The organism is Rhodococcus sp. 05-340-2 (assembly GCF_002258915.1).
Classification (GTDB): domain Bacteria; phylum Actinomycetota; class Actinomycetes; order Mycobacteriales; family Mycobacteriaceae; genus Rhodococcoides.
This window is the reverse complement of sequence record NZ_NOYU01000042.1, coordinates 41,380-59,855: the sequence shown is the minus strand read 5'-3', so window position 1 is coordinate 59,855 and position 18,476 is coordinate 41,380. Positions and strand designations below refer to the sequence as shown.

The following is an 18,476-nucleotide window of genomic DNA, read 5'->3' as shown; positions in this document are numbered from 1 at the left end:
CCCGCGGGGGCACCGGACGGGGGACCACAATGGACGTCATGTTGGATCCACGCGTACTCGACAACAACGAACTCGAAGCCGAACTCGCCGCACTGCGCCGGGGGCGTGATGCGGCGATGGACGAAGGCGCGCGAGATGTCTCGACCGCCGACACCGACCACCTCATCGCGCGGTTCGAAGAAGAAATTCGCAAGCGACACCAGGATTCGGTGTCCGATCAGCCCAGTGCCGATCTACCCTGACCCACGATCAGGACGGCGCAGGCGGCCGTCGCCGCAACCGTCCTGACGTTGTTCCATCGCGTCCACTTGTCGGTGAAGTTCTGCCACACCGCCGTGCCTGCCGCACTGCCGGGATCCACACCGGCCAGTGCGTCGTTGAGGGGGACGTTCAGAACGGCCGTGATCGCGAAGCATCCGAGAATGTAGAGAACGGCACCGCTCACGACGAGCAGGGGTGAACCCCGACCGGTCGACACGGCGAGAATCGCTGCGAGAGTGCACGATACGGCCGTTCCGAAGAACAGGCCGAGAAACATCGGGTTGAGAATCGCCGCATTGAATCTCTGCATGGCGGCGATGGCGTCGGGTACCGGCAGTGTTGCCAGGCCGGGGAGCACGCTGATGGAGAAGGCGAGAAGCACTCCTGCGACCAGCCCGCATCCGATGGCGGACACGAGGGTGGCGACCGAGGACGCCCGCTCCATCACGACGGGTCTATTCGGTTGATGTTCACGGTCGGTGATCCTTTCGACGGGATTTGTCCTGTCGTCCACTGTTGCTCGGAACAGCAGGATGATCAATGCTCGAAACGCCGGATTCGATGTCCGATCGTCCAAGTGGTGCAACAATCGATCGATGCGTGGACTCGACCCCTGGAAGTCGCCCGATCCGCTCGGTGAGGCCCTGCACTTTCTGCGGTTGACCGGATCGTTCTACGTACGATCCGAGATGAGCGGTTCGTGGGGTCTCGACCTGCCCGCCATGGAGGACGCGCTGTGGTTTCACACGGTGGTGGACGGTCGGTGCCTGCTGTCGGTTCCCGATGAGCCGATGCGTGAGTTGGTGCCCGGCGATTTCGCATTGGTCCCGCATGGGCGAGGTCACGTTCTCGCCGCCGACGAGGATGCGGCGACACGGGCGGTGAGTGTGTACGACCTCCCGCACGAGTACGTCAGCGACCGATACGCGGTGATCACTCACGGTGAGGGAGCAGGACCGGCCGCCACCCTGGTGTGCGGAGCGGTGCGGCTGGATCACCCTGCGGCGCAACAGCTCGTCCGTCTGCTGCCTGCTGTGGTGTTCGTCGATGCGGAGCCCGGACCGAAACAAGCGAGAATGCAGAACGTCCTGGCGATGGTGGCGGACGAAGCCCGAGTCCTCGAGCCCGGGGGAGAGGCGGTCATCACCCGGCTGTCCGACATTCTGGTGATCCTCGCACTGCGGTCGTGGATCGCCGGCAGTCCGCGAGCGCAGTCCGGGTGGCTCGGAGCGTTGCAGGACGACCGAATCGGAGCTGCGTTGGCTCTGATTCATCGACATCCCCACGAGCGGTGGACCGTTGCGGCTCTGGCGTCGAGCGCCAACATGTCGCGTTCGGCGTTCTCGGCGCGTTTCACCGAACTGGTCGGCGAATCGGTGATGAGCTACCTGGCGACGTGGCGAATGCAGGTCGCGTATCAGACCTTGCGTTCCGAGGACGTCGTGCTGGCCGAATTGGCCCGACGCAGTGGGTATCTCTCGGAGGCGGCATTCGGTAAGGCCTTCAAACGGGCGATGGGGGTTTCCCCGGGAAGTGTGCGTCGGCGTCGTGAGGTGTCGATGGCCGACGGTCAGTCGAGCAGATGACGGAGATAGCTGTTCGGGTCCTCGAGGTAGCGACGCCAGTGCTGTACCAATTCGAGTTCGTCCCAGGTACTTCGGCGTAGACCGTGTTCGCCGACTTCGACGATGTCCGCCCCGGGGGTCGACGCCAGAATCGGTGAGTGGGTGGCGCAGACGATCTGCGCGCCCTCGTTACCCAGCTCGGACATCAGTGCAACGAGCTGAAGGCTCGCGGTGAACGACAGGGCCGATTCCGGCTCGTCCAGAACGTAGAAACCGGGTTCGGCCAACATAGCGCCGAACATGGTCAGGAAACCTTCGCCGTGGCTCATCTCCGCGGTGTTCTCGTCCCAGAAGCCCGGCATGCCGCCGAGGTTCTCGGCCATGTCGAATGCGGTCTCGGCGCGCAGGAAGAAGCCGCGCTTGTTCGGTCGTGGGCCACGAAGCATTCGAGAACCCCGCGGCGTGGTCTCGAGTTCGAGTACCTCGCCGAGGGCGCTGGTCACCTCGTCGAGTCGACGTGATTGCTGCGCCGCCCGACCACCACGGGCATCGATACCGAAACCCTCGGCGATCGCCTCGACGAGGGTCGATTTACCGGAACCGTTGTCGCCGACCAGAATTGTGACCGGTGCCAGGAACTCGAGTCCGTCGCGAGCGAGGTCGGCGACAGCAGGCACGGTGAAGGGCCAGTCCGATCCGACGTCGTCGGCGTGGACGTGGGCGCGTTCTACGAACATGGTTCAGGCAGTGACCAGACGGTCGACGTAACCGGTCTCGTGGGCGGTGTCGGCGCTGCAGGTGTAGTAGACCCACTCCGCCGACCGGTCCGCCGAATCCCCGAAACGATGGTCGACCTTCGCTGCGCACAAACTGCCCGTACTGGTGTCATGGCAACGGAGACTGCTGGGTATGTACATGACTCCACTGTAGGCGCGATCATGGGCGGCCATTACCGACCGCTCGATCGTGTCAAGACCGCGCTTCGCTGTTGTGGTGCCCTCGGTGAGACTCGAACTCACACTGGACGGGTTTTGAATCCGTTTCCTCTGCCAATTGGGATACGAGGGCTGGCGTCTTTCAAGCAACGATTGACGAGTTTAGAAGATGCGCTTTCGGGGGCGCGCACCGGTACCCTTCAGATGCTCGACGGCCCTGATGGGCGATGACTGTCAAAGGAGACCGATACAGATGAATGCTCCTGGTGCGCACGGTACTGGCAAGCCCCCGCTTCGCGTGGTGGTCGCGGAGGACGAATCCCTGATCCGACTCGACCTCGTGGAGATGCTCCGGGAAGAGGGTTACGACGTGGTCGGTGAAGCGGCCGACGGTCAGCAGGCGGTGGAGTTGGCCGTCGAACTGCGTCCCGATCTGGTCATCATGGATGTGAAGATGCCGCGTCGGGACGGAATCGATGCGGCATCGGAGATCGCCGAGAAGCGCATTGCGCCCGTTGTCATTCTCACCGCGTTCAGTCAGCGCGAGCTGGTGGAGAAGGCGCGCGATGCCGGAGCGATGGCGTATTTGGTCAAGCCGTTCACCAAAGCCGACCTGATGCCCGCGGTGGAGTTGGCCGCCAGTCGTTTCGGTGAGATCTCCGCTCTCGAATCCGAGATCGTGGATCTGCAGGACCGGCTCGAGACGCGCAAGCTCATCGAGAAGGCCAAGGGTATCCTGATGACCTCGCAATCGCTCACAGAACCGCAGGCGTTCAAGTGGATTCAGCGTGCCGCCATGGATCGCAGGACGACGATGAAGGCCGTCGCGGAGGTCGTGATCGAGACTCTCGGTACCCCCGCGAACAAGCCTGTGGCAGAGAGCTGATCGACCCGCGAAAGCTACGGACACGTAAAACTTCGACTCTCTAGGTCACAGTCAGGTCACGAGCGTCGTTCTAGGCCTTGCGAATCAGCTCCGAGCATTAGCGTCTGACCCACACGTGAGCCACATGTAACTCAGGTGCGCTTCATCGACGAGCAATTTCAAGGAGAACCTAGATGGCAATTCGGACCTATGTCCGCACGGCTGCGGTGCTGAGCGTTACCTCGCTCGCACTGTTCGGCTGTTCGTCGAGCGACGACTCGGGCTCGACCGACTCCACCAGTGCCAGCGGCGGCACTGCAGCCGCGGAAACGACCGTCTCCACCGACTGCACGCCCGAGCAGGCCACTGCCGGGGCAACCCCCGACACGGCACCGCTGGTGGTGGGAACCCTCCTCCCCGAGACCGGAACCCTGGCCTTCCTCGGCCCGCCCGAAGTTGCCGGCGTGCAGTTGGCCATCAACGACGTCAACGAAGCCGGTGGTGTCCTCGAGCAGCCCGTCACGCTCATCCCCGGTGACTCGGGTGACACGACGACAGATACCGCCAACACCACGGTGGACCGTTTGCTCGCCGGCGGCTCCGACGTCATCGTCGGTGCAGCGTCGTCCTCGGTCTCGCTCAAGGTCATCGACAAGATCGCCAGCGCAGGCGTCGTGCAGTTCTCGCCGGCGAACACGTCCGATCAGTTCGTCTGCTACCCGGACAAGGGCCAGTACTTCCGTACCGCACCCACCGACGTGCTGCAGGCCCAGGCCTTGTCCCAGCTGATCGCCCAGGACGGCGCGCAGCGCGTGTCCATCCTCGCGCTCAACGACCCGTACGGCACGGGCCTGGCCGCGAACACCGCGGACAACCTCGAAGAGGCGGGCATCGCGGCGGACCAGATCCAGACCACGATCTACGACCCGAACGCACAGTCGTTCAACGCCGAGGTCGACGGTGTGAAGAACTTCAACCCGGACGCCGTGGCCATCATCGGCTTCGAGGAGTCCGCGAAGATCATCACCCGTATGCACGAGATCGGCATCGGACCGTCCGACGGCACGCTGGTCTACGGCGTCGACGGCAACATGGGTAACGCCCTCGGTGAGTCGGTTGCACCGGGTCTGCTCGACACGATGCGCGGCACCACTCCGTTGACCGATGTCGGCACCGGATTCCAGGACCGTCTCAAGGTCGTCGATCCGGCTCTGGTGGACTTCAACTACGCGGGTGAGTCCTACGACGCAGTGATCATCTCGGCGCTCGCTGCAGAGCAGGCCAAGTCGACGGCAGGCACCGACATCGCTGCCAACATCAACAGTGTCACCAAGGACGGCACCAAGTGCACCAGCTACGCCGAGTGCCTTCCGCTCGTCAAGGCCGGAACCGATATCGACTACGACGGAATCACCGGCGCGCTGAACTTCAGTGACGCAGGAGAGCCCGCCACCGGTTCCTACGGCAACCTGGTCTTCGGACCGGACAACACCCTGACGACGGAAGATTACATCGTCGTCGGTGAGTGATCTGTAACTGTCACACAGCCTCTGGGCCCGAGTCCTCGATCAGGACTCGGGCCCAGAGGTTTTCGTATGCGTCGCATGTTCGACGGCAGCGAGAAGGCCCCGGTTCGATGGCGATCGAACCGGGGCCTTCGTCGTTGTCGAGCAGCTACTTCTTCTCTTTGCTTCCTGCCAGTGTGCCGAGGTACAGCTCGATCACCTTCGGGTCGTTCATCAATGCCGGACCGGTGTCGGTGTAGGCGTTGCGGCCCTGGTCGAGGACATAGCCACGGTCGCAGATCTGGAGGCAGCGACGGGCGTTCTGCTCGACCATGATGATCGAGACGCCAGCTGCATTGATCTTCTTGCAGCGGATGAACACCTCGTCCTGGAACATCGGTGACAATCCGGCCGACGGTTCGTCGAGGAGCAGTACCGACGGCTCCATCATCAGTGCGCGTCCCATGGCGACCATCTGTCGCTCGCCGCCGGACAGCGCGCCGGCCTTGACCTTCTTGCGCTCACCGAGCAGCGGGAACAGCTCGCTGACGAACTCGAAACGCTCGCCGAACTTCTTGGGACGCAGATAGATTCCCATTTCGAGGTTCTCTTCGATGGTGAGCGACGGAAACACGTTCTGCGTCTGCGGAACGTAGCCGACTCCCTTGGTGACCAATACGTGCGCTTCTGCGGAGGTGATGTTGTCACCTCGCAGTTTGACGCTGCCCTCACGAACGGCGACCAGCCCGAACAGGGTCTTGAGGAGGGTCGACTTTCCGGCACCGTTGGGCCCGATGATGCCGACGATCTCCCCGTCGTTGAGGAAGAAGTTGCATTCGCTGAGGATGTTGACACCGGGGATGTACCCGGCCACCAGCCCATCGGCGCGCAGCAGTGCACCCTCGGCGAGTCGCGCGTGCTCCTCGGGTGTCGCGGCGAATTCCGCAGGCGTCAATGTCTGTTCGCTCATCAGTTGTCCTCCTTGGCCCGGTGTGAGCCGCCCTCGGCGACGTCGGGCGTCACTGGGCTGACGAACTCCGGTTCCGAAAGATCGCCTCCCGCTTCGAGTTCCTCTTTCTCGGCCTGCTTCAAGGCCTCGGCCAGTTCGGCGGTGGCTCCGACCGGATTGCCGTCGGCGTCGAATTCCAGAGCCTGATCGTGATGGCTTCCGAGATACGCGTCGACGACGGCTCCGTTGTTGGAGAGCTCCTCCGGGGTGGACTCGGCGATGATGCTGCCCTGCGCCATCACCACCACCCAGTCACTGATGTCGCGGATGACGTCCATGTCGTGCTCGACGAACACCACCGTCATACCGTCGTCGCGAAGCGACTTGATGTGCCCCAGAAGTGACTGCGTCAGAGCCGGATTGACCCCGGCCATCGGCTCGTCGAGCATGACCACCGACGGATCGGTCATCAGTGCTCGCGCCATCTCCAGCAGCTTGCGCTGACCGCCGGACAACGAGCCGGCCAGGTCGTCGGCCTTGGCGTCGAGCTTGAAGCGGCTCAGTAGCTCGTATGCGCGTTCGGTGATCTGACGTTCCTGGGCCTTCCACGTCCACGGCATGAACGTGTTGATCATGCGTTCACCGCGCTGACCGGTTGCACCCAGTCGAACATTGTCCAGCACAGTCAGTTTCGACAGCGCCTTGGTCAACTGGAACGTGCGCACCACACCTTTGCGGGCCACCTGGTGCGGATGCATCCGACCCAGTTCCTGGCCGTCCATCGACCACGTGCCGGTGTCGGGTCGATCGAATCCGGTGAGCAGGTTGAACAGGGTGGTCTTGCCTGCACCGTTGGGCCCGATCAGACCGGTGATGCAGCCACGCTGAATTTCGAGGTGCGCCACGTCGACGGCTTTGAGGCCGCCGAAGGTACGCGAGACGCCGTCGACCACCATGGTGGCGTCCGGCTTCGGCGCGCCGGGTTCGTTGGGCACACCGGCGAACAGGGCGGCGAGTTGATCGCTCGACAACGCCTGGGCAGCGCGTGATTCGAGGGTGCTGGCTTTCTTGCTCGGTGCGGCCGTTGCAGCAGCATCCTTGCTCGGGTCAGGCATTGAGTTGAACCTCTCGCTTGTTGCCGAGAATGCCCTGAGGTCTGAACACCATCAAGACGGCGATCAGGATTCCCAGGAGCACGAATCGCGTGGCACCGACCTGGGCACCGGTGAGGTTGAGCACCGGGTCGTCGCCGGAGATCAATTGCCGCAGAATCGCATCGGGAATGGACAGCAGGAACCAGAAGAGCATCGCGCCCAGCACCGGGCCGAACACTGTTGCCGCCCCACCGAGGATCAGTGCGCCGAAGGCGAAGAACGTCTGCGCGGTCGAGTAGAAGTCGGGGTTGATGGACTGGGTCTGCAATGCGTTGAACACACCGCCCATGCCGCCGATGACGCCACCGAGAACCAGTGCCTGCATCTTGTAGACGAAGACGTTCTTGCCCAGTGAGCGGGCAGCGTCCTCGTCCTCACGGACGGCCTTGAGGACGCGTCCCCAGGGGCTGTGCGTCAGGAGGTAGATCACTCCGCACAACAGCAGGACCAGTGTCCAACCGACGAGCATGGCCCACAGGTCGTTGCCCAGGAAGCGCACGCCGAGGAAGCTGTACGACTTGCCGCCCTCGAACGGACTCATGCTGGTGAACGGTCCGGCGAAGCCGGTGATGCCGTTGGTCGACTTGGTCACCGAATCCGTTGCGGTCGAACGGAACACCAGTCGCAGAATTTCCGAGGCGGCGATGGTGACGATCGCGAGATAGTCGGCTCGCAGTCGCAGCGTCGGAATGCCGAGCACCAGGGCGAGCAGCCCCGCTGCGGCGAGTCCCACCAGAATGCCGAGCCAGAGCGGCTGTTCGTAGGTGATCGTGGTGATGCCGACGCCGTATCCGCCGAGCAGTGCGAAGCCGATCTGGCCGAAGTTGAGCAGTCCGGCGTAGCCGAAGTGCAGGTTCAGGCCGATGGCGAGCAGAGCGTAGAAGATGGCGGACGGGCCGACCAGCTGAGCGAGTGAGATCTGAAGTGCACCGATGATATCCATGTGAAGGTCACCCGATCCTTTGTCGCGAGCCGAGGATGCCCTGTGGGCGGACGACGAGGATGAGAATCAAGACGAGCAACCCTCCGATGTATTTGAGATCGGGATTGATGACCAGCGTCGACCACTGCACGAGCAGACCGACGATGACGCAACCGAGGAAGGCGCCGTAGGCCGTTCCCAGTCCACCGAGCGTGATGCCGGCGAACATGAGCAACAGGAGTTTGAAGCCCATCTCCCACTGCACGCGACCGCCGAGTTCGGAGAGCCCGAACAACACGCCGCCGAGGGCAGCCAGGCCACCGCCGAGGCACCAGACGAACGTGACCACGCGCTCGACGTTGATGCCGGAGGACGCGGCGAGGTCCCGGTTGTCGGCCACCGCACGCATGGCCTTGCCGATCTTGGTGCGCTGCAACATCAGTGCAACGCCGACCAGCACGACGATGCTGATGACGATGCAGGCGAGGTTGACGTTGGTGATCGACAGCGGACCCCAGTTGTTCTCGGTCTGAGCCTGGTAGTCGTCGAAGGGTTCGGAGCGGTCCGAGAAGAAGATCAGGATGAGATAGCGCAGTGCGATCGCGAGGCCGATCGTCACCACGAGCTGTGCGATGAGGCCGGTTCGTCGCTTGCGCAACGGCCGCCATATCAGGGCGTTGTTGAGCCAGCCGATCGCGACTCCCACGACGATCGCCAGCAGCGTGGCCGGAATCAGTTGTATCCCGACACTGACGTTGAAGAACCACGCCGCGACGGCACCGAGCGTGACCATTTCTCCGTGCGCGAAGTTCGTCAGACCGGTGGTGCCGAAGATCAGACTCAGTCCGACCGCGGCGAGCGCGATGACGAGGCCGAAGCGAAAGCCGTCGACGGTGGTGCGGACGAACTTCTCGTAGAACGGGATGCTGGTGGCGGTTCTGGCCTCACCGAACGAGAAGATGACGGTGTTGGAACGCCCTGCCTGCACATCGCGCTGGACCTCGCCCTGGACGCTGACCCCGTCGGGGAGCGTTTCCTGAACGACCTGGAATGTGTATGTGCCGGGAGACAATTCGAGGGTCCACCGGCCGCCGGTTTCGCTGGTGGTGCGGGCGACTTCGGAGCCGGACGCGTCCAGCGCCGCGACATCGACGCCGATGAGTCGTTCGCCACCGTTGTTGAGAGATCCGGCGACGCTGACCGCGTCCGCAGGCGGTGCTTGTTCGGCGCTGGTCCCCGGTGCTGCCGGGGGAGTGGGGGTAGGTTCCTGGGCCAATGCCGGCGCACTGAACAGCAGCGCGGCAATGGAACTCAGAACGGCGAGTAGGAGTGTTCGCTGGAAGAGCCGAACGGCAGATCTTGCGCGCAACCTCGGCGGTTGCACCTTTCTGGTCCATCGAACATTTGGAGCCACGCACGTCCTCCGGACGGTTGTCGTTGAGTCACGGGTTGGGGATTTACTGCAATTGTCGGACTCTATCCGCTGAAACGACGCAAAATCGGCGACTGAGATTTCCGGAAAGTATCGGTTGTGTTTCGCGGTGCGCGACGCGAGCCGTGAGTGCGTTCGCGTCGTGGCACCTGCATCCGGCTACGAGTTGTCGGACCGGCTCCCTAGACTGATCAATCGTGAGCCCAGTAACGGAGAAAAGTGCAGCGCCGGCAGCCGAGACCGATGCGAAAGCGGGCGGGGAGCGGCCCACGTTGCTGCTCATCGACGGCCACTCGATGGCGTTCCGGGCATTCTTCGCGTTGCCTGCGGACAACTTCAAGACCACCAGCGGTCAGTCGACCAACGCCGTCTACGGGTTCACCTCGATGTTGATCAATCTGTTGCGGGACGAGAAACCGACGCACATCGCGGCGGCGTTCGACGTCTCTCGGCAGACCTTCCGCGCCGAGCGGTTCCCCGAGTACAAGGCGAACCGCAGCAAGACGCCGGACGAGTTCGCCGGCCAGGTCGACATCACCAAGGACGTACTCGGGGCCATGGGTATCCCGGTGATGGCAGAGGCGGGCTTCGAGGCAGACGACATCATCGCCACTCTGGTGACCCAGGCGGAGGCGCTCGGCTACCGCGTTCTGGTGGTCACCGGCGACCGCGATGCGCTGCAACTGGTGACCGACAACGTCACGGTGTTGTATCCGCGCAAGGGCGTCTCGGATCTGACTCGCTTCACCCCCGACGAGGTCGCCACCAAGTACGGGTTGACGCCCTCGCAGTACCCGGACTTCGCGGCCTTGCGCGGAGACCCGAGCGACAACCTTCCTGGCATTCCCGGGGTCGGCGAGAAGACGGCCACCAAGTGGATCATCGAATACGGTTCCCTCACCGCGCTCGTCGACAACGTGGACAAGGTCAAGGGCAAAGTGGGAGATGCACTGCGCGCCAACCTGTCGAGCGTGGTGCTCAACCGCGAGCTCACCGAGATGGTGCGCGATGTGCCGTTGCCGTACACCCCAGATCAGCTCGAACTCGCTCCGTGGGACCGCGAGAAGATCCACGCCCTGTTCGACGATCTGGAGTTCCGCATTCTGCGGGACCGGTTGTTCGAGACTCTCGCGTCGGTCGAACCCGAGGCGGAGGAAGGGTTCGACGTCCGCGGTGGCATCGTCGCGCCGGGCGAACTGGCCGCGTGGCTGGCAGAACACGCAGCCGACGGCCGGCGGAGCGGGCTGTCGGTTCTCGGCCCGCGTCGGCCGTTCGACAGCGACGCGACGTCGGTGGCGATCGCCGCGGCCGACGGTGAGGGTGCGTTCGTCACGACGACCGCTCTGGACGAATCCGACGAGCAGGCACTCGCCGCCTGGCTCGCCGATCCGGCGCAACCCAAGGCACTGCACGAGGCCAAGTGGGCTCTGCATGCGGTTCGTGGGCGGGGCTGGACCCTCGCCGGGTTGACCACCGACACCGCCCTGGCGGCGTACCTGGTTCGGCCCGGTCAGCGATCGTTCAATCTCGACGACCTGTCGTTGCGCTACCTCAAACGCGAACTCCGGGTGGAGGATGCAGGCGAAGGTCAGATGTCGTTGCTCGACGCCGAGGACACCGCAGATGCGGCGTTCGCGGAGGGCGAGATTCTCAAGGCGCGGGCCGTCATCGACCTGGCCGATGCGCTGGACGCCGAGCTCGCCGCCATCGAGTCGACCACCCTGCTCTCCGAGATGGAGCTGCCTCTGCTGACGGTATTGGCCGATGTCGAGGCAACCGGTATCGCCGTGAACGGTGATCACCTGCGCGCACTGCAGTCCGGATTCGCCGCTCAGGTGGACGAGGCCGCGAACTCCGCGTACGGCGTGATCGACAAGCAGATCAACCTCGGGTCACCGAAGCAGTTGCAGGTGGTGCTGTTCGAGGAACTCGACATGCCCAAGACGAAGAAGACCAAGACCGGGTACACCACCGATGCCGATGCGCTGCAAGGGTTGTTCGAGAAGACCGAGCATCCGTTCCTGAAGTTCCTGCTCGATCACCGGGACGCGACGCGGATGAAGGTGACGGTCGACGGCCTGCTGAAGTCCGTTGCCGACGACGGACGTATCCACACCACGTTCAATCAGACGGTCGCGGCCACCGGACGACTGTCGTCCACCGAGCCGAACCTGCAGAACATTCCGGTGCGCAACGAGGCGGGTCGCCACATCCGGGACGGCTTCGTCGTCGGCGCCGGGTACGACACCCTGCTCACCGCCGACTACAGCCAGATCGAGATGCGCATCATGGCGCACGTCTCCGGCGACGAAGGGCTGATCGAGGCGTTCAACACCGGCGAGGATCTGCACAGTTTCGTCGGTGCCCGGGCGTTCGGCGTGCCGATCGAGGAGGTCACTCCCGAGCTGCGTCGTCGGGTCAAGGCGATGTCGTACGGATTGGCCTACGGTCTGAGCGCATTCGGTCTCGCCGCGCAGCTCAAGATCTCCACCGACGAGGCGAAGCAGCAGATGGAGGCGTATTTCGCGCGGTTCGGTGGCGTCCGTGACTATCTGCGCAACGCCGTCGAGGAAGCGCGCAAGGTGGGGTACACCTCGACGCTGTACGGCAGGCGTCGCTACTTGCCCGATCTGAACAGCGACAATCGTCAGCGCCGCGAGGTCGCCGAGCGGGCCGCACTCAACGCCCCGATCCAGGGCACCGCCGCAGACATCATCAAGGTCGCGATGATCGACGTGCACCGATCGCTGGCGGAGTCGACGCTGAAGTCACGAATGCTGTTGCAGGTGCACGACGAACTGGTGCTCGAGGTCGTCGAGTCCGAGCGTGAGGAAGTCGAGGCGCTGGTACGCGACAAGATGTCCTCGGCCATCGAACTGTCGGTGCCTCTCGAAGTGTCGGTCGGTACCGGCCGCAGCTGGGATGCCGCAGCTCACTGAATCGGGCCAGCTCACTGATCGAACCCGTGGCACAGCGAAGGGCCGCTCACCGAAAACTCGGTGAGCGGCCCTTCGCGTCGTTCTGTGTGACGAGCTACTCCGCTGCGGGAGCCTGCTCGGCGATCTGCTGGCGCACGACGTCCATGTCGAGTGCCTTGATCTGACCGACGAGGTCCTCGAGCGCCGGAGCAGGCAGTGCGCCTGGCTGTGCGTACACGAGAATTCCTTCGCGGAACGCCATGATCGTCGGGATCGACTGGATCTGCGCTGCGGCTGCCAGGCCCTGCTCGGCCTCGGTGTCCACCTTGGCGTGCACGACGTCGGGGTGTGCGTCGGACGACTTCTCGAACGTCGGCGCGAACTGGCGGCACGGTCCGCACCAGGATGCCCAGAAATCGACCAACACCACGTCGTTGTTCGTCACGATCTCGTCGAAATTCTGCTGGGTCAAAGTCTGAGTGGCCACGCGGTCCCTTTCGATTGATTGCGCTTCTGGATTGTCTCAACGCAGCTACCGGCCGGAATCATCCCGGCCGGGTCGGAGAGCGGCGTATCAGGCGGGCTGAGGTGCGGCGCGGAACGTGCGGCGGTACGAGTTCGGTGTGGTGCATCGCAACCGCACGAAGTGCTGCCGCAGAGCGGCGGCATTTCCGAAGCCGACCACCTCGGCGATCGAATCCATCGGCAGATCCGAGTTCTCCAACAGCTGCTGCGCTGCCAGTACTCGTTGGTCGTTGAGCCAGCGCGCGGGTGTGGTTCCGGTTTCGGCCGCGAACTTGCGGGCAAAGGTTCGCGCCGACATGTTCACCCGCGCCGCCAACCGACCGATGGTGAGCTCGGAGTCGAGATTCTCGGTCATCCAGTCCAGCAGCGGAGCCAGCGTCTCGGTGCGAGTGGCGGGCAGGGGACTGGTCACGAATTGAGCCTGGCCACCGTCACGATGAGGCGGAACGACCATCCGACGGGCAATCCCGTTGGCCACGACGCTGCCCTGGTACTTGCGCACGATGTGCAGGCACAGGTCGATGCCGGCTGCCGTGCCTGCGCTGGTCAGCACGTTTCCGTCGTCGACGTAGAGAACGTTCGGATCGACCTGCGCCAGTGGGTATTTCGCGGCCAGCAAAGCGGAATGCCGCCAATGCGTCGTGCAGGGGCGGCCGTCGAGCAGGCCGGCCTTGCCCAGAACGAACGCGCCGTTGCACAGGCTGGCGACCATGGCACCCCGGTCGACGGCCGCGCGAAGTTTGGCCAGTAACGGCTCGATGGACGAGTTGTATCCGACTCCGCAGACATAGGTACCGTCTTCGGCGGCTTCGGTGCCACCGGCCGGAATGATGATCAGATCGGCGCTGTCGAGACTGTCGAGATCGTGTGGCACGTCGATGGTGTAACCGACGCGGGTGCGGATCGGTTGGGGGACGCCTGCGATCAGGGAGAAGTCGTAGGTGGGTAGGCCCTCGTCCGAGCGATCGAATCCGAACACCTCGCAGGCGACGCCCAGCTCGAACTGTTCGGTCAACGGCATCAGCGCGACAACCACTCGTTTCAGCATGAAAAGCAGTATGGCAGAAAGTCGTCGATATATGGCGTTACTGCCACTCGTGCACGCTCTCCGCAGGTTGGAAGCTAGCGGCATGACAATTGTATTGGTAGTTGTGTTGTTGTTGCTCGCCCTCGACGCCCTCGTGGTTGCAGGCTTCGCTCCCGATACCCACGCGGAGGTGACCCAGTTCGGCGATTTCCGGTTCTGAGGTGCCCGGCCTCAGCCGATCCGCCATTCGCGCTTGGCCTCGCCGTCCCATCGGCGCAGCGCAACCGCAGATCCGACCAGATCGTCGACGTCGGCCGAGAGCAGGCGCACCGCCGCTCCTGCCTGCTCGGGCGTCAACCGTCGGGCCACCGTCACATGCGGTGTCCATCGGCCGGGTTCGAGGTGGTCGAGCGAACGTTCGCCCACGACCTCGTGCAGCCGTGCGTGCAGTTCGAGCAACTCGCTCGACGGAACGACCAATCGGGCCAGGGTGATCGTTCGCCCGCCGAACACGACGAGTCCTCCGAGACGCACATCGAACGGATCGAAGCGGACCGCGTCGCCATCGTCCACCGCGGCCGGCATCGACGACGCCACCGCGACGGTGACGTGCGGGCGGTTCGACTCACCGCGGTGGCGGTTCTGGCTCGGGAGTCCGGCTTCGGACAGCGCCGCCCACTCGCGGCGCACCGCTGCGTCGAGGCCGGCGTCGAGGAGAAGTTCTGCGGACTGCACCATGGAGGCCATGATGTCTCAGACGGACGGTCTCTATGCAACGGCGCTACGGATCGGAGCCGTGACCGGCGACGGCATCGGCCACGAGATCGTTCCCGCAACGATTCGGGTGGTCGACGCGGCCCTCGCAGCCGCCGATGGACCGGCCGTCGACTGGGTGCACCTGCCGCTGGGGCTCGGTGCCATCGACGAGCACGGAACGCCGATACCCGACAGCACGTTGGGAGAACTGTCCGCACTCGAATGCTGGATTCTGGGACCACACGACAGTGCGTCGTATCCGGAACCGTTCCGATCCCAGTTGACCCCGGGCGGACGAATTCGCAAGAACTTCGACCTGTTCGCCAACATCCGGCCGGCGAAGGCACTGCCCGGCGTACGGGCGGTGTCCCCGCGGATGGATCTGGTGGTCGTGCGGGAGAACACCGAGGGGTTCTATGCCGATCGCAACATGTTCGTCGGCAGCGGGGAGTTCATGCCCACTCCCGATGTGGCATTGGCGGTCGGAGTGTTCACGCGCGCGGCTTGCGAACGCATCGCACGCGAAGCGTTCTCGCTGGCCGAGCGACGCAGCAGGAAACTGACCATCGTGCACAAGACCAACGTCCTGTCGATGACGACGGGACTGTTCCGCGATGCGTGCCGCGCGGTGAGCGAGCAGTTCCCGCACGTCGATGTGACGGAGGAGCACGTCGACGCGCTCGCGGCGCATCTGGTTCGGCGGGGCGAGGACTACGACGTCATCGTGGCCGAGAACATGTTCGGCGACATTCTGTCGGATCTGACGGGTGAGCTGTCCGGGTCGCTCGGCACCGCGCCGTCGATCAATTCCTCGGAAACGCAGGCGATGGCGCAGGCCTCGCACGGATCTGCCCCGGACATCGCAGGCAAGAACCGTGCCAATCCGACGGCGCTCTTCCTGTCGGCGGCGATGTTGCTCGAGTGGCTCGCGCCGCGGCATCACGACGAACGGTTGGCCGCGGCCGCAGGCAGGATCCGACACGCTGTCGACGCCACGGTCGAATCCGGGGTCGCGACAGCCGACCTCGGCGGGCAGGCGTCGACCAGTGCATTCACCGAGGCCGTCGAGGCCCGAGTTCACCGGCGCTGATCGCGGCGCTCCCGGTCAGAGCGGTTTGCGGCTGCTGAAGATCGCGGTGCCCGGAAAGAGTTGCCCGCGCAGTGGGCTCCACTGACCCCACTCACGGTCGAGCCACTCCGGCCAGTCCGGTTCGACGATGTCGCGCACCTCGAGACCTGCGGCGACCAGCTCGCGCACACGGTCACCGATCGTGCGGTGATGCTCCACGTAGTTCGGGGTCCCGTCGGCGTCGTACTCGACGTACGGGGTTCGATCGAAGTACGGAATCGTCGCGGTCAGACCGCCGACGCCAGGATCGTCGGGGAACACCCAGCGCATCGGATGATTGACCGCGAACACCCAGATCCCGCCCGGCCGCAGTACCCGCGCGACCTCCTTCATCACATTGGCGGAGTCCGCGACGAACGGCACCGCCCCGAAGGCCGAGCAGACGATGTCGAACCGCTCGTCGCCGAACGGTAAGGACTCGGCACTGGCCTGGACCAGCGGAACCGTCGATCCGCCCGTGTTCATCGCGTCGACGCCGCGCTGCAACATGCCCATCGAGATGTCGAGGCCGATGGCGTGCGCACCCTGAGCTCCGAGCCAGCGGGCGCACGGTGCGCTGCCACAGCCCACTTCCAGGACGTCCTTGCCCACGACGTCACCGAGCAGATGCACGTCGCCCTCGTGCAGTCCCTCCGGGCACCAGACGAACTCCCCGGATTCGGTCGTCACGCCGAGAAACGCGCCGTGCGTACGGTGGTAGTTGTCGGCGTCGGAATCCCACCAGAGACGACTCGCACGGTCGCTGGCGACCGAATCGATTCGGCCGCGGCCGGGAGTGGACGACGGTGTGGAAAGATCGGTCACACGCCGACTCTAACCGGGTTTGTGCTGGTACTGCGGCATCGCGTACCCTGTTCAACGCGAGTGTGTTCATGCTGCGCCCAGGTCGGGTTCGCTCGACGTCGGCGCATACGGATCCGTCAACGGATTCGCCGAAGATGCTCGTGTTGCACACGTTTCACCAAGTCCGACCGAACATCCATCAACCGATACCCAACCCGTCCGGAGCAACTCAACACATGCCCTCAACCACAACCTCACCGCAGGTAGCCGTCAACGATATCGGCTCCGCAGAGGATTTTCTCGCCGCCATCGACGCCACGATCAAGTACTTCAACGATGGTGACATCGTCGAGGGCACCATCGTCAAGGTCGATCGTGACGAGGTTCTACTCGACATCGGTTACAAGACCGAAGGCGTCATTCCTTCCCGCGAGCTCTCCATCAAGCACGACGTCGACCCCAACGAGGTCGTCTCCGTGGGAGATGAGATCGAAGCACTCGTCCTCACCAAGGAGGACAAGGAAGGCCGTCTGATCCTGTCCAAGAAGCGAGCTCAGTACGAGCGCGCTTGGGGCACGATCGAGGAGCTCAAGGAGAAGGACGAGGCCGTCAAGGGCACCGTCATCGAGGTCGTCAAGGGTGGACTCATCCTCGACATCGGTCTTCGTGGCTTCCTTCCCGCCTCGCTCGTCGAGATGCGTCGCGTCCGCGATCTCCAGCCGTACGTCGGCAAGGAGATCGAGGCCAAGATCATCGAGCTCGACAAGAACCGCAACAACGTGGTCCTGTCGCGCCGCGCATGGCTCGAGCAGACCCAGTCCGAGGTCCGCAGCGAGTTCCTGCACCAGCTTCAGAAGGGCCAGGTCCGCAAGGGCGTCGTGTCCTCCATCGTCAACTTCGGTGCCTTCGTGGACCTGGGTGGCGTCGACGGACTCGTGCACGTCTCCGAGCTGTCCTGGAAGCACATCGATCACCCGTCCGAGGTTGTCGAGGTCGGCACCGAGGTCACCGTCGAGGTTCTCGACGTCGACCTGGACCGCGAGCGTGTTTCCCTGTCGCTCAAGGCAACTCAGGAAGATCCGTGGCGCCAGTTCGCTCGCACCCACGCGATCGGCCAGATCGTGCCCGGCAAGGTCACCAAGCTGGTTCCCTTCGGTGCATTCGTGCGCGTCGAAGAGGGCATCGAGGGCCTCGTGCACATCTCCGAGCTGGCCGAGCGCCACGTGGAGGTTCCGGACCAGGTCGTGGGTGTCGGCGACGACGCACTCGTCAAGGTCATCGACATCGATCTCGAGCGTCGCCGGATTTCGTTGAGCCTCAAGCAGGCCAACGAGGATTACGCAGAAGAGTTCGATCCGTCCAAGTACGGCATGGCCGACTCGTACGACGAGGGTGGCAACTACATCTTCCCCGAGGGCTTCGACTCCGAGACCAACGAATGGCTCGAAGGTTACGAGAAGCAGCGTGAAGAGTGGGAAGGTCGCTACGCCGAGGCAGAGCGTCGCCACAAGATGCACACCGCTCAGATGGAGAAGACGGCCAAGGACGAAGCTGCCGAAGCCGCCAACACCAACTACTCCTCCGAGTCGGGTCAGGCCCCCGCCGATGCAGAAGGCGACGCTCCCGCAGCGTCGGCTCCGGCCTCGACCGGTGGATCGCTTGCCAGCGATGCGCAGCTCGCTGCACTTCGCGAGAAGCTGTCGGGCAACGCCTGATAGAAGTGGTCCACCCGTGAGGGTGTGACACCGAG

The 18,476-nt window shown here is 64.0% G+C and carries 18 protein-coding genes and 1 tRNA gene; 7 read left to right on the top strand and 12 right to left on the bottom strand.

Annotation, left to right across the window (positions count from 1 at the left end; all coding sequences use genetic code 11):
* The first annotated feature begins 38 nt into the window (after window positions 1-38).
* Complete coding sequence (locus CH271_RS25430; protein WP_141217065.1) at window positions 39-242, top strand: hypothetical protein; 204 nt, start codon at window positions 39-41, stop codon at window positions 240-242.
* Here the strand turns inward: CH271_RS25430 and CH271_RS25425 are convergent.
* A complete protein-coding gene (locus CH271_RS25425) occupies window positions 218-838 on the bottom strand; it encodes an anthrone oxygenase family protein (protein ID WP_256986555.1) in 621 nt (206 codons plus the stop codon). The genes CH271_RS25430 and CH271_RS25425 overlap by 25 nt on opposite strands.
* Window positions 839-857: 19 nt before the next feature.
* Between CH271_RS25425 and CH271_RS25420 the strand changes: the two genes are divergently transcribed.
* Window positions 858-1,847, top strand: coding sequence for an AraC family transcriptional regulator (locus CH271_RS25420; protein ID WP_094635403.1), 990 nt, complete (start codon window positions 858-860; stop codon window positions 1,845-1,847).
* Here the strand turns inward: CH271_RS25420 and CH271_RS25415 are convergent.
* The 3 genes from CH271_RS25415 to CH271_RS25405 form a co-directional block, all read right to left on the bottom strand.
* Window positions 1,832-2,563 (bottom strand): AAA family ATPase, encoded by a 732-nt coding sequence (locus CH271_RS25415; protein ID WP_094635402.1) that lies wholly within the window; start codon window positions 2,561-2,563, stop codon window positions 1,832-1,834. The genes CH271_RS25420 and CH271_RS25415 overlap by 16 nt on opposite strands.
* Before the next feature lie 3 nt (window positions 2,564-2,566).
* On the bottom strand, window positions 2,567-2,743 hold the full coding sequence (locus tag CH271_RS29030; protein WP_179274615.1) for a hypothetical protein: 177 nt from the start codon (window positions 2,741-2,743) through the stop codon (window positions 2,567-2,569).
* A gap of 74 nt (window positions 2,744-2,817) precedes the next feature.
* Window positions 2,818-2,894: transfer RNA gene (locus tag CH271_RS25405), tRNA-Leu, on the bottom strand.
* Between the two features lie 120 nt (window positions 2,895-3,014).
* Between CH271_RS25405 and CH271_RS25400 the strand changes: the two genes are divergently transcribed.
* A complete protein-coding gene (locus tag CH271_RS25400) occupies window positions 3,015-3,647 on the top strand; it encodes an ANTAR domain-containing response regulator (RefSeq protein ID WP_037192661.1) in 633 nt (210 codons plus the stop codon).
* Window positions 3,648-3,820: 173 nt separating this feature from the next.
* Window positions 3,821-5,155 (top strand): ABC transporter substrate-binding protein, encoded by a 1,335-nt coding sequence (locus CH271_RS25395; RefSeq protein WP_037192660.1) that lies wholly within the window; start codon window positions 3,821-3,823, stop codon window positions 5,153-5,155.
* 145 nt (window positions 5,156-5,300) lie between these two features.
* Here CH271_RS25395 and CH271_RS25390 read toward each other — a convergent pair whose 3' ends face one another.
* Genes CH271_RS25390 through CH271_RS25375 form a run of 4 tightly spaced genes read right to left on the bottom strand, consistent with a single transcriptional unit; the run spans window position 5,301 to window position 9,525 of the window.
* The gene (locus CH271_RS25390; RefSeq protein WP_032394315.1) at window positions 5,301-6,101 is read right to left on the bottom strand and encodes an ABC transporter ATP-binding protein; all 801 of its coding nucleotides are present in this window, start codon (window positions 6,099-6,101) and stop codon (window positions 5,301-5,303) included.
* Complete coding sequence (locus CH271_RS25385; protein ID WP_256986554.1) at window positions 6,101-7,195, bottom strand: ABC transporter ATP-binding protein; 1,095 nt, start codon at window positions 7,193-7,195, stop codon at window positions 6,101-6,103. The genes CH271_RS25390 and CH271_RS25385 overlap by 1 nt, the downstream gene beginning before the upstream one ends.
* Window positions 7,188-8,177, bottom strand: a complete 990-nt coding sequence (locus CH271_RS25380; protein WP_032404006.1) for a branched-chain amino acid ABC transporter permease — start codon at window positions 8,175-8,177, stop codon at window positions 7,188-7,190. The genes CH271_RS25385 and CH271_RS25380 overlap by 8 nt, the downstream gene beginning before the upstream one ends.
* Window positions 8,178-8,184: 7 nt before the next feature.
* Window positions 8,185-9,525: a branched-chain amino acid ABC transporter permease gene (locus CH271_RS25375; protein ID WP_052047893.1), complete on the bottom strand. Its 1,341-nt coding sequence runs from the start codon at window positions 9,523-9,525 to the stop codon at window positions 8,185-8,187.
* Window positions 9,526-9,785: 260 nt separating this feature from the next.
* On the opposite strand from CH271_RS25375, the gene polA reads away from it, so the two are divergent.
* Window positions 9,786-12,527 (top strand): DNA polymerase I, encoded by a 2,742-nt coding sequence (gene polA, locus CH271_RS25370; RefSeq protein ID WP_037192659.1) that lies wholly within the window; start codon window positions 9,786-9,788, stop codon window positions 12,525-12,527.
* Window positions 12,528-12,621: 94 nt separating this feature from the next.
* On the opposite strand, the gene trxA is transcribed toward polA, so the two are convergent.
* The 3 genes from trxA to CH271_RS25355 all read right to left on the bottom strand — a co-directional run bounded on the left by trxA (window position 12,622) and on the right by CH271_RS25355 (window position 14,796).
* Window positions 12,622-12,993, bottom strand: coding sequence for a thioredoxin (trxA, locus tag CH271_RS25365; protein WP_037192657.1), 372 nt, complete (start codon window positions 12,991-12,993; stop codon window positions 12,622-12,624).
* 87 nt (window positions 12,994-13,080) lie between these two features.
* Window positions 13,081-14,079 (bottom strand): GlxA family transcriptional regulator, encoded by a 999-nt coding sequence (locus tag CH271_RS25360; protein ID WP_094635400.1) that lies wholly within the window; start codon window positions 14,077-14,079, stop codon window positions 13,081-13,083.
* A gap of 210 nt (window positions 14,080-14,289) precedes the next feature.
* The gene (locus CH271_RS25355; RefSeq protein ID WP_094635633.1) at window positions 14,290-14,796 is read right to left on the bottom strand and encodes a 2'-5' RNA ligase family protein; all 507 of its coding nucleotides are present in this window, start codon (window positions 14,794-14,796) and stop codon (window positions 14,290-14,292) included.
* A gap of 10 nt (window positions 14,797-14,806) precedes the next feature.
* Here CH271_RS25355 and CH271_RS25350 point away from each other — a divergent pair, with 10 nt between their 5' ends.
* The gene (locus CH271_RS25350) at window positions 14,807-15,904 is read left to right on the top strand and encodes an isocitrate/isopropylmalate dehydrogenase family protein (protein ID WP_094635632.1); all 1,098 of its coding nucleotides are present in this window, start codon (window positions 14,807-14,809) and stop codon (window positions 15,902-15,904) included.
* 15 nt (window positions 15,905-15,919) lie between these two features.
* On the opposite strand, the gene CH271_RS25345 is transcribed toward CH271_RS25350, so the two are convergent.
* On the bottom strand, window positions 15,920-16,747 hold the full coding sequence (locus CH271_RS25345; protein WP_094635399.1) for a class I SAM-dependent methyltransferase: 828 nt from the start codon (window positions 16,745-16,747) through the stop codon (window positions 15,920-15,922).
* Between the two features lie 215 nt (window positions 16,748-16,962).
* Between CH271_RS25345 and rpsA the strand changes: the two genes are divergently transcribed.
* Window positions 16,963-18,441 carry a 30S ribosomal protein S1 gene (gene rpsA / locus CH271_RS25340; protein WP_027497255.1) on the top strand — a complete coding sequence of 493 codons (1,479 nt, stop codon included), beginning with the start codon at window positions 16,963-16,965 and terminating at the stop codon, window positions 18,439-18,441.
* The last annotated feature ends 35 nt before the right edge of the window (window positions 18,442-18,476 follow it).